The sequence below is a fragment of the Sulfitobacter sp. genome (assembly GCF_039977885.1).
Classification (GTDB): Bacteria; Pseudomonadota; Alphaproteobacteria; order Rhodobacterales; family Rhodobacteraceae; genus Sulfitobacter.
The window spans coordinates 38,954-50,283 of record NZ_JBDWCI010000008.1; the positions used below are offsets into that span (position 1 = coordinate 38,954).

The 11,330-nt window shown below is 57.3% G+C and carries 11 protein-coding genes; 6 read left to right on the plus strand and 5 right to left on the minus strand.

All coding sequences use genetic code 11. The annotated features are described in order from the left end of the window. The first annotated feature begins 52 nt into the window (after positions 1 to 52). Positions 53 to 511 (plus strand): hypothetical protein, encoded by a 459-nt coding sequence (locus ABJM03_RS04820; protein WP_348416032.1) that lies wholly within the window; start codon positions 53 to 55, stop codon positions 509 to 511. Positions 512 to 567: 56 nt separating this feature from the next. Continuing rightward, complete coding sequence (locus tag ABJM03_RS04825; protein WP_348416034.1) at positions 568 to 1,053, plus strand: DUF2244 domain-containing protein; 486 nt, start codon at positions 568 to 570, stop codon at positions 1,051 to 1,053. Here the strand turns inward: ABJM03_RS04825 and ABJM03_RS04830 are convergent. Then, positions 1,050 to 1,511: a GatB/YqeY domain-containing protein gene (locus ABJM03_RS04830; protein WP_348416035.1), complete on the minus strand. Its 462-nt coding sequence runs from the start codon at positions 1,509 to 1,511 to the stop codon at positions 1,050 to 1,052. The two genes, ABJM03_RS04825 and ABJM03_RS04830, sit on opposite strands and share 4 nt — an antisense overlap. A gap of 237 nt (positions 1,512 to 1,748) precedes the next feature. Here ABJM03_RS04830 and carA point away from each other — a divergent pair, with 237 nt between their 5' ends. Together carA and ABJM03_RS04840 are read left to right on the plus strand one after the other, a co-directional pair. Next, complete coding sequence (gene carA, locus ABJM03_RS04835; protein WP_348416037.1) at positions 1,749 to 2,906, plus strand: glutamine-hydrolyzing carbamoyl-phosphate synthase small subunit; 1,158 nt, start codon at positions 1,749 to 1,751, stop codon at positions 2,904 to 2,906. Between the two features lie 112 nt (positions 2,907 to 3,018). After that, positions 3,019 to 4,896: a glycosyltransferase family 2 protein gene (locus ABJM03_RS04840; protein ID WP_348416039.1), complete on the plus strand. Its 1,878-nt coding sequence runs from the start codon at positions 3,019 to 3,021 to the stop codon at positions 4,894 to 4,896. Here ABJM03_RS04840 and ABJM03_RS04845 read toward each other — a convergent pair. Beyond that, positions 4,893 to 5,558: a GntR family transcriptional regulator gene (locus ABJM03_RS04845; protein ID WP_348416041.1), complete on the minus strand. Its 666-nt coding sequence runs from the start codon at positions 5,556 to 5,558 to the stop codon at positions 4,893 to 4,895. The two genes, ABJM03_RS04840 and ABJM03_RS04845, sit on opposite strands and share 4 nt — an antisense overlap. 102 nt (positions 5,559 to 5,660) lie before the next feature. On the opposite strand from ABJM03_RS04845, the gene ABJM03_RS04850 reads away from it, so the two are divergent. After that, positions 5,661 to 6,308, plus strand: coding sequence for a pyrimidine 5'-nucleotidase (locus ABJM03_RS04850; RefSeq protein WP_348416043.1), 648 nt, complete (start codon positions 5,661 to 5,663; stop codon positions 6,306 to 6,308). Positions 6,309 to 6,317: 9 nt separating this feature from the next. After that, positions 6,318 to 7,514, plus strand: coding sequence for a UbiH/UbiF family hydroxylase (locus ABJM03_RS04855; protein WP_348416045.1), 1,197 nt, complete (start codon positions 6,318 to 6,320; stop codon positions 7,512 to 7,514). Here ABJM03_RS04855 and ispG read toward each other — a convergent pair. From ispG to hemA, 3 genes are all read right to left on the minus strand, one after another. Beyond that, a complete protein-coding gene (ispG, locus tag ABJM03_RS04860; RefSeq protein WP_348416604.1) occupies positions 7,511 to 8,632 on the minus strand; it encodes a flavodoxin-dependent (E)-4-hydroxy-3-methylbut-2-enyl-diphosphate synthase in 1,122 nt (373 codons plus the stop codon). The genes ABJM03_RS04855 and ispG overlap by 4 nt on opposite strands. 96 nt (positions 8,633 to 8,728) lie before the next feature. Further along, a complete protein-coding gene (locus ABJM03_RS04865; protein ID WP_348416047.1) occupies positions 8,729 to 9,982 on the minus strand; it encodes a RodZ domain-containing protein in 1,254 nt (417 codons plus the stop codon). Between the two features lie 124 nt (positions 9,983 to 10,106). Continuing rightward, positions 10,107 to 11,330, minus strand: a complete 1,224-nt coding sequence (gene hemA / locus ABJM03_RS04870; protein WP_348416049.1) for a 5-aminolevulinate synthase — start codon at positions 11,328 to 11,330, stop codon at positions 10,107 to 10,109.

Genomic DNA, 11,330 nt, shown 5'->3' on the forward strand with positions numbered 1-11,330 from the left:
GGTAAGGAACGATGATGCAGCTTTCCAAAACAACACAGACTGGTCACCTACAATGATCGAAGCGATAACCCTATGTGCGCTGATCCTCGCCCCTCAAGCCATCGCGGGCTGGCGGGGCTTTGATCCTGCGGCGCATCTGACCTTACTCCTGCTCAGCTTGACCCTTGTATCAAGCGTGCTGGTTTCGCTGGCTGGTCAAGCAGTACCGCCCGCAGCCACAGATAGCGCCACCTCGATCCACCCTGTTGAGTTTACCGGGATCAGCTATGCAGCCGTCGGTCTGGCCATCCTTGCACCCTTGTTCTGGGCAATAGAGCCGCGCTGCACGACGCGTGACAAGGCAATCGCAAATGTGTTGATCCAGACACTCGCGCTGTGCTTTGCCTGTGCCACAACAATCATCAGCCTTCCGATCGCGCAACGTTTGATCGAATGGATCAGCTTTGGCGTGGTGGCCGCGCTATTCGGGCTGGTCTTACACAGCCTGCGCTGCCCCCCTATGCGCAAATAATCAAGGCTTCCCTTTTGTCGCATTGATCCGCGCGCAGGGTACAGTACAATAATTCCATGCCTTATGAATGGACCTCGCCTCCCCATAGCACGCCGCAAACCATGCGGCTTTGGCCACATAACTCCCTGCCCGCTCGGGGCATGGCGATATTTGTGCTGTCTACATTTATCCTGATTTCAATTCCCGCACTGCCCTTGCTCGGCTCTCCGATCCTATGGGGTATGCTGCCCTTCACGCTCGCCGCGGTTTGGGGGATATTCTGGGCATTGCAACGCAATCACAAGGTTCGCCAAATTCATGAGGACCTTGTGCTAGACGACACCATGGCGCGGCTGACACGGACCAATCTCAAAGGAGATGTACAGCTGTGGGATTGCGACCGCTATTGGACCAAAGTCACGAAATACGAAACCGAAGGCCCCGTCCCCCATTACGTCACCCTGCGCGGCAAGGGGCGCGAGGTGGAAATCGGGGCATTCTTAAGCGAGGAAGAGCGGATCGCCCTTTACGACGATCTGCTCAGAGCGCTCAAACGCGCCTAGTTGGAAAGCAGGTCCTTGAGCATCGGCCCCACGGTGCCGAAATCCATCTGACCGGTATATTTGCCTTTAAGCACGCCCATGACCTTGCCCATATCACGGATCGACGAGGCCGCAGTTTCGGCCACAGCCGCATCAACGGCCGCTTTGGTCTCGTCTTTGCTGAGTTGGCGAGGCAGGAATTCTTCGATCACCGCGATCTCTGACCGCTCCCGCTCGGCCAGATCAAGGCGACCGCCTTCTTCATATGCGCGCGCAGATTCGAGCCGCTGCTTTGCCATCTTGCCCAAAATGGCCAGTACTTCCTCTCCCGGCACGCCTTCCTCATTACCGGTCGCGCGTGCGGCGATGTCCTTATCCTTGATCGCAGCATTCACCAGCCGCAGGGTCGACAGGCGCTCTGCATCCTTGTCTTTCATCGCTTGCTTCAGCTCGGTAGAGATACGGGTACGAAGGTCCATGGGTAGCCTTTACAGAAATCAAATTCACGAGCGGCGACACTACCTAATCCCACCAATACATGCAATGGGATTGAAATTACGCCAAACCACTGATTTCAAACGGTTAATCATTTAAATCCGAATCTTGACCCTCTAGGGCACCCGCTATAGGTTGCAGGCGTTTGTTCACGAGGCGCTGCTGCCTCTTTCCCGATTGGGGCCACCCGTTGTGCCCCGTCCCCGCACAAGGATTAAACCATGGCCATCGCTGCTCCCGCACATCCTACAGCCTGCCTCGCCCTCGCCGATGGATCGGTGTTTTATGGTATGGGTTTCGGAGCCACGGGCCAGACCGTGGCCGAGATGTGCTTTAACACCGCCATGACCGGTTATCAGGAGATCATGACCGATCCGTCCTACGCGGGCCAGATCGTGACATTTACCTTCCCCCATGTCGGCAACACTGGCACCAACTCCGAAGATGACGAAACCGGCGATCCGGTCGCTGCGGGGATGGTTGTCAAATGGATGCCCACCGATCCCAGCAGCTGGCGCGCCACACAACACCTGTCTGAATGGCTGGCCGCGCGCGGGCGTATCGCCATCGGCGGGATCGACACCCGCCGCCTGACCCGTGCCATCCGGCAACAGGGCGCGCCCCACGCAGCACTTGCCCACAACCCTGATGGGGAGTTCGACATTGCAGCCCTTGTTGCTGCTGCGCGCGAATTTGCAGGGCTTGAAGGCATGGATCTGGCCAAAGACGTGACCTGTGCGCAATCTTACCGCTGGAACGAGATGCGATGGGCGTGGCCGCAAGGCTATGCACCACAGACAGAGGCCAAGCACAAGGTTGTCGCCATTGATTACGGTGCCAAGCGTAACATCCTGCGCTGCCTTGCCTCGGCCGGATGCGAAGTTACTGTTCTGCCCGCCAGCGCAACCTTCGAAGATGTCATGGCCTTTGAACCCGATGGCGTGTTTCTGTCGAACGGCCCCGGCGATCCGGCCGCGACAGGCAGCTATGCTGTCCCCATGATCCGCGACGTGCTGGAAAAGACAGAACTGCCCATGTTCGGCATCTGCCTTGGTCACCAAATGCTGGCCCTTGCCCTTGGCGGTAAGACGGTCAAAATGAGCCACGGCCACCACGGTGCCAACCACCCCGTAAAAGACATTGAAACCGGCAAGGTTGAAATCACCTCGATGAACCACGGCTTTGCAGTAGATGCGCAAACCCTGCCTGACGGGGTGATCGAAACACACCGCTCGCTGTTTGACGGTTCCAACTGTGGTATCCGCATGGAAGGGCGTCCGGTCTATTCTGTCCAACACCACCCAGAAGCCTCTCCGGGTCCGCAAGATAGCTATTACCTGTTTGAACGGTTCGCACAGGCAATGGCTGACCGGATCTGATCACATCTGTAAATGATCCGGGCACCGGTTAGGACCAGTGCCCGATTAACAGATTTTTAAGACCTACCTGAGACAGTTTAGTCCTTGATAAACGAACTCAGGTAGGGCCGGGATGAGCGATCTTTACCTGCGCTTGCCTGATCCGCAGGCTGCCACCCCTCCAAAGGAATGGCTTCCTTTAGGGCGGGTCATGGTGAATGCGGGCATCATTTCACAGCCGGATTTGGTGCACGCCATTAATCTGCAACGACATATCGACGCCCCTTTGGGCGAGATACTGGTTGCGGAAGGATTGGCACACCCCGACGAGGTGTTGCAGATGCTGTCACGGCAACACAATGTACCCGTTGCCGATCTGCGCTTCAACACGCCTGATCATGCGCTTGCCCCTTCCCTTCCCTCCCAACTGTGCCTTGAACATCGCTGTGTGCCATGGATGAAGATGGGGAACGCGTTACTGGTCGCCACGTCCCATCCTGAAAACTTCAACCATCTGAAAACCTCACTGGGTGATCGCGGCCTCCACCTGTTACCTGTCTTGATCCACGACCGATATGTGCGCCAACACATCTGTGCACTTTACGGGGCCGAGCTGGTTACACGCGCAGCCAACCGTGTCCCGATCTCGGAAAGTTGCCGCACCTACGCGCTTAGCGGGACCCTTGGCAAAATCTTCGGCCTCAGCTTTCTCGCGCTTGTGTTCATGTCCCTTGTTATCGTGCCGATGTGGGCGCTTACAACGGGCATGGTTATCGCCTTTGTCACACTTATGATGACGACCACCCTCAAAGTGTCGGCCTGCATTGCCCAACTCAAGGCGCATTTCCGCAAACAACCCATCGAAGAAACCGCGGGCCGCAGCCCGTTCCCCTTGCCAAAGGTTTGCATCATGGTCCCTTTGTTGCAAGAAAACGAAATCGCGGGAAAGTTGATCCAAAGACTGACCAAACTGACCTACCCGAAATCTTTGCTTGAGGTCGTGCTGGTACTAGAGGCCGACGATACAATCACCCGTGAAACGATCGCGCGGACAGATATGCCCAGCTGGATGTCCGTTATCGAAGTGCCCAGCGGTGATGACCTGAAAACCAAACCCCGCGCATTGAACTATGCACTGGATTTTTGCCGCGGTTCGATCATCGGCGTTTGGGATGCCGAAGACGCGCCAGAGCCCGAACAAATCGAAAAAATTGTCACCCGTTTTCAGGATGCCCCGCCGAACGTTGCTTGCCTGCAAGGGATACTGGACTTTTACAATACGCGAACAAACTGGATATCCCGTTGTTTTACGATAGAATATGCTACGTGGTGGCGGGTTGTTCTACCTGGCGTGGCCAAGCTGGGTCTGGTGGTCCCTTTGGGCGGGACCACTTTATTTTTCCGCCGGAATATCCTTGAAAAGCTATGCGGCTGGGATGCGTATAATGTGACCGAAGATGCCGATCTGGGCATTCGCCTTGCCCGCCACGGTTATGTCACCGAACTTATTCCCACCGTCACCTTTGAAGAAGCAAACTGCCGCGTTTGGCCATGGATCAAGCAACGCTCGCGGTGGCTCAAAGGATATCTGATCACATGGATGGTCCATATGCGCGCCCCCCGTGCTTTGTTGCGTGATCTGGGGCTGATGCGCTTTTTGGGGGTGCAAACACTGTTGCTGGCGACATTTGCGCAATTTGCCATGGTTCCGTTTATGTGGTCATTCTGGATCATGCTCGCAGGGTTTGATCATGCGACCGCACAGACCCTTGGACCCACTGTCACCAAAACGATGGCTTGGATGTGCCTTGGCGCGTTCATCATTGACCTGGGCATCTCCATGGTCGCTGTATCACGGCCGCAACACAGGCATCTGATGAAATACGTGCTCACCCTTCCGTTCTATTTTCCGATGGCCGCCATATCGGCCTATAAGGCGCTCAGGGAAATGGTGTTTGCCCCGTTTTATTGGGACAAGACCGAGCATGGCGTGGTTAAGGAGCTTGATTAGCTTTCAGCTTCGCGCGCGGCTGCTTCCTGTTTGAGGCGCGTGGTGAAAGCGACCGAGATATGCGCCCGTAACGCCGCATCGGCCGCATCCCCGTCGCGGGCCTCGATGGCGGCGACGATCCTGTCATGCTCGGCCTGCGCAATCTCGCCGCGCCCGACCACCGCGAGTGACGTTGTCGCCATCAGCGCCATAGAACGATGCACCAGATCAAGCTGTTGCACCAGAAACCGGTTATGCGATGCCAGATGGATCTGTTTATGGAACCGCCGGTTCGCACGGGCCAGCGCTGCAGGGTGGGCAACCAGCGCATCATCATCACGCACCATTTCGCGTAGCAGGCGCACTTCCTCTTCGGTGGCATTGCGTGCAGCAAGCCGTGCGGCCAATCCCTCTAGCTCACCGCGCACCACGTATAGCTCTGCCATCTGGTTGTGGTCCAATGACGCAACGATCAAACTACGCCCGTCGCGCGCCAGCAGTGATTGGGTCTCGAGCCGTTGAAGCGCTTCGCGGATCGGTGTCCGTGATACGCCAAACCGTTCAGCCAGCTCGCTTTCGACCAGACGGTCACCCGGGCGGTAGCTGCCCGTGTCGATCGCATCAAGGATCATCGAATAGGCATCCGTGTTGCCAGAACGACCAGCGGAGGTGGCAGAGAGCATGTGTTCGGCCCTTTCTGTAAGGTTCACCGCACCTTACCCAATGATGCCCTAAAGGCCTAGCCCCCCTTGCACCCCCGCGCGCACGGCCCTACCACTCACTTTATGCCTCAAGATGCTTTTTCCAACGTCACCCATTGGGTGTTTGACCTTGACCATACGCTCTACCCGCCACAAGCGCGGCTGTTTGATCTGATCGAGGTCCGCATGACTGCATGGGTGATGCAAGCCATCGGCGTTGACCGCGCCGAAGCCGACTATTTGCGCCAACACTACTGGGAAACCTATGGCACCACCCTTGCCGGCCTGATGCGTGAACATGACGTAGACCCTGCGCCTTATCTGGCCGACGTTCATGATATCTCGATGGACAGTCTCGCGCCCGATCCATTGCTTGCCGCCCGTATCAAAGCCCTTCCGGGGCGGCGCATCGTCTACACCAACGGCTCTGCCCCCTATGCAGAAAGAGTATTGGAGGCGCGCGGCCTGACGGGCCTGTTTGACGCCATCTATGGGATCGAGCACGCAGGCTTTCTGCCCAAACCCGAACGCGCGGCCTTTGACACCATCTTTGCCCAGGACAAGGTGAACCCGCTTCAGGCGGCCATGTTCGAGGATGATCCGCGCAATCTGGCCGTACCGCATGATTTGGGAATGCGAACCGTGCATGTAGCCCCGCAGCGTGCGCAGGGGTCGCATGTGCAATTCCATACAGATGACCTATCTTTATTCCTGAGCAAGCTGACCGCCTAGGAGGCCCTTATGCAGCTGACATGTGACATTGTGATTTCAGGTGGCGGCATCGCGGGTCTGACCGCCGCTGCTGCCTTTGGCAGCGCGGGCTTTCACGTGATTTGCGTAGACCCGACGCCTCCTGTGACAGATGGAACAGCACAGGGGGCTGATTTGCGGTCGACTGCAATGTTGCAACCGGCCCGCACCGTACTTGAACACGCAGGCCTTTGGGACACGCTTGCCCCCCATGCCGCTGCCTTGCAGGTGATGCGGATCATTGACGCGGGCGGCGAGATGCCCGAACCCCGCGTCACCCGCGAATTCAACGCCGGCGAGATTTCCGATCTGCCTTTTGGCTGGAACTTTCCCAATTGGCTTTTGCGTCGCGAAATGGTGGCACGATTGGAAGCCTTGGAAAACGTCGATTTTCGCGCTGGTGTCGGCACAAAAAGCCTGTTCACCCGCGAAGGCAGTGCCAAAGTCACGCTAAGCGACGGGACGCGCGTCATCGCCAAACTGGTGATTGCGGCTGATGGTCGTTCCTCCCCCATGCGCGACGCCGCGGGCATTGGCGTGAAAACGCGACGCTACGGGCAAAAGGCGATCGTCTTTGCCGTTACCCATCCCGTCCCACATGAAAATGTCTCGACCGAGGTGCACCGCACCGGTGGGCCCTTCACACTGGTCCCCCTGCCCGACCGCGACGGGCAGCCCTGTTCGGCGGTGGTCTGGATGGATGACGGCCCCGCCGCCACAGCGCGGATGCAAATGGACGTGGATAGTTTCGAGGCCGCAGCATCGGAACGATCTGCCGAGCATTTCGGTCCCCTGACATTAGTTACCAAGCGACAGATCTGGCCCATCATCACACAACATGCCGAACGTCTGAACGCTGAACGGGTCGCATTAATCGCCGAAGCCGCCCATGTCATGCCGCCCATCGGCGCGCAGGGGTTGAACATGTCCCTCAATGACATCGCCACCCTGCTGGATCTGGCGCAGGCAAGGCCCGAAGACCTTGGCGATGCGCAGATGTTAGAGGCCTATCACAAGGCCCGATACAAGGATATCTTGATGCGGGTGCGCGGGATTGACTTACTGAACCGCGCCAGTCAGGCAAGCGCCCCTCTGGCCCGCGATGCGCGCGCCGCAGGGCTGAATGCGCTATATGGTGCCGCCCCTGTTCGCAAAATGCTCATGCAGATGGGGCTTGGCGTCCGCTAAGCCTCTGCTGCTTTTTCGGCTTCGATCATGGCCGCGCGTTCCTCGACCTGCTCGACGATATGCTCGACCATCTCGTCGTTATTGAGCTTATGGCTTTGCTTGCCTGCAAGATAGACCATACCAGAGCCGGCCCCACCACCGGTAAAGCCGACGTCCGTCATCAGCGCCTCACCCGGGCCATTCACCACACAGCCGATAATGCTCAGGCTCATAGGGGTTTTGATGTGCTCGAGCCGCTTTTCCAGCTTTTCAACGGTTTTGATGACGTCAAACCCCTGCCGCGCACAAGACGGGCAGGAAATGATATTCACCCCGCGGTGGCGCAGGCCAAGGGATTTAAGGATCTCGAAGCCCATCTTGACCTCTTCCACAGGATCAGCAGAAAGCGAGACGCGGATTGTGTCACCAATGCCCATCCACAACAGGTTACCCATGCCGATCGCAGACTTTACCGTGCCTGAAATTAGCCCCCCTGCCTCAGTAATCCCAAGGTGGATCGGCGCGTCTGTGGCTTCGGAGAGCTGTTGGTAAGCCGCAGCTGCCATAAAGACATCCGAGGCTTTGCAGCTGATCTTGAATTCATGGAAATCATTGTCTTGCAGGATCTTGATATGATCCATCCCGCTTTCGACCATCGCGTCGGGGCATGGCTCCCCGTATTTATCAAGCAAATGCCGCTCTAGCGAACCGGCGTTCACCCCGATACGGATCGAACAATTGTTGTCGCGCGCAGCCTTGATAACCTCTTTGACCCGCTTCTCGTCCCCGATGTTACCGGGATTGATACGCAGGCAGGCCGCACCAGCCTCGGCGGCTTCGATACCGCGTTTATAGTGGAAATGGATATCCGCTACGATCGGAACCGGGCTTTTGCGCACAATCTGTTTCAGTGCGGCCGAACTTTCCACATCGGGCACGGACACACGCACAATGTCAGCGCCCGCATCAGCTGCGGCCTGAATCTGTACGATAGTCGCTTTTGCGTCTGTTGTCAGTGTGTTGGTCATGGTCTGCACCGCAATCGGTGCATCGCCGCCCACAGGCACATTACCCACCATGATCTGACGGGATTTACGGCGATAGATGTTGCGCCACGGACGGATGTGATTGATGGACATGTCACCCTCGCTGGACAATTCAGACCCCCCTTACGTAGCTACGCACAGGCGTGTCTGCAATCGAAAGCTCGGAGAATACGCGGGTTTCCCTGCGGCTTATTGGTCTGTGGCGGGTGCCTGCGATACGGCGCGCATTTCTGCGACCAGAACTTCAAGCGCGCTATCATCGCCAAGCTGCGCCGGCTCATAAAGTTCGGCAAGGGCTTGCTGCTGAAGCGGCACATTGGAGGTCACGCTGCCGCGACGACCTGCAGGGCCAAAGAACTCGCCGTTCATGACAAAATACACTGCGCCGCTTTGACCGGTGCGCAGCACAGGTGCTTCTTCAAGGGCAGGCACGTCAAACGTATCGCCCTTTTGCATAATTTTCTCGAAAATATTCGTGCCATCGGCAGCTGTGACGCGCACCCATGTTTCAGCGGTTGCGATCACCTGCACAGCAGGCGCAGGCCCCTCAACAACCTGTGGCACGCTAAGCCCTGCAGTCGCGGTTTGCGGGCCAAAGGTATCGCCCAGAGGCTGTTCAACGGCTTCGGCGATCTTCCGCGATGGTGTTTCGAACAAACCACCTGCATGGGGATCAAGTGTCGCGATGGGGGCATCACGCGCAACCAGCACAGGCACTTCGAGCGGCGCAGGACGGTAAAGACGGTCCAGCGCTTCGACACGTGGCGCATCGGCAAGTACCGCAGGTGGGGTCACACCATCCACGCTATCGGTCTGCGGCGCAGTTGTTTCGGCGGCTTGCAACGGATCAAGGTCAGACAGCACCACAGGCGTTTGATCCACAGGGGCAACCTGTACGCGCTGCACTTCCTTCATTACGGTCCAGCCGCCAAATCCGATCGCACCAATCAACGCGATCAACACCAGCGATGAACCAATCGCCGCCGGTTCGATCCGCGACAGGAACCCATCACCGCCCGGAGCAAATGGCATCACAGGGCGGGCAAAAATATCATGGTCGTTTTTGGTACGGCTCAGGCGGTCTTCGCGGGTGGATTTATTCACCACCGACGCCTCGGCCGACATGCCGTGCGCAACGCTAAATCCGCTTTCGGTACAGAAGGCCGCGAATGCCTTATCAGGGTCCATACCCAGATAGCGCGCATAAGAGCGCACATAACCCGCGATAAAGCCCGGCGTATCAAAGGCATCGGGATCGGCATTTTCGATTGCGGCAATATAAGAGGCTTTGATCCGCAGCTCACGCTGCACATCCAGAAGCGATTTTCCGAGCGTCGCACGCTCGCCACGCATCAGATCACCAAGACGCAATTCGAATGCATCAAAGCCGGTTGGCTCTGACATATCTTCCTTATCATCTCTGGAGGCCCAACGCCCTATCATACTTCTGCCCTAGTCTTGCCTGCTGCCCGTTTGCCCCAAAGGGCCAGAATCTATTCGATTCGCCTTAGTTCTTTGTTGAACTAAACGTAACACACTGCAATCTCATTGGCGAGAATTTGAGCGATTATCCAGCCATTTCGGCGCGATTCAGCGCACAATGTGACCAAAGACCGTCCATCGCCCCCACCAACGCGTCCATTTCCCGCGGACCGTGTACTGGCGACGGGGTAAAACGCAACCGCTCGGTGCCGCGCGGGACGGTCGGGAAGTTGATGGGCTGAACATAGATGCCATGGTCTTCCAACAACATGTCTGACAACATCTTTGTGTGAACCGGATTGCCGACCATAACAGGCACGATATGGCTGCCGTGGTCGATGATGGGCATGCCCAACCCTTTCAAGCGGAGCTTTAGAATCTTTGCCTGCTGTTGGTGCTGTTCGCGCAGCTCTGGTGCGGCTTTAAGATAGGCGACCGATGCTGCGGCACCGGCGGCAACCGCAGGCGGCAGCGAGGTGGTAAAGATAAACCCGGGTGCATAAGAGCGGATCGCATCGCACATCTTGTCCGAAGCCGCGATATAGCCCCCCATGACGCCATAGGCCTTTGCCAATGTGCCATTGATGATATCAAGACGGTGCATCAGACGGTCCCGCTCGGCGACACCTCCGCCGCGCGGACCATACATGCCTACGGCGTGGACTTCGTCGATATAGGTCAACGCGCCGAATTCGTCGGCCAGATCACAAATCGCTTCGATCGGGGCGAAATCACCATCCATGGAATAGATCGATTCGAATGCAATCAGCTTGGGCGCGTCGCTGTCATCGGCCTCAAGCAGTTCGCGCAAATGCGCAAGATCGTTGTGCCGGAAGATACGTTTGGCCCCACCATTACGGCGCACACCTTCGATCATGCTCGCGTGGTTGAGCGCGTCGGAATAGATGATCAGACCCGGGAACAGCTTGGGCAGTGTACTAAGCGTGGCATCATTGGCAATATAGGCCGAGGTAAACAGCAATGCTGACTCTTTGCCGTGCAAATCGGCCAGTTCGGCTTCGAGCCGCTTGTGATAAACTGTAGTGCCAGAGATGTTGCGCGTGCCACCGGAACCGGCACCCGTTGCCTCGATTGCCTCATGCATTGCTTCGCGCACCACAGGGTTTTGCCCCATGCCGAGGTAATCATTGCCGCACCATACGGTGATGTCTTGCTTGGTTCCGTCAGGCTTGGTCCACACAGCGTGAGGGAAATTGCCATTCTCGCGCTCGATGTCGATAAATGTGCGGTAACGACCCTCATCGTGCAGGCGCTCTAACGCACGGTCGAGCTGTTCTGAATAGGTCAT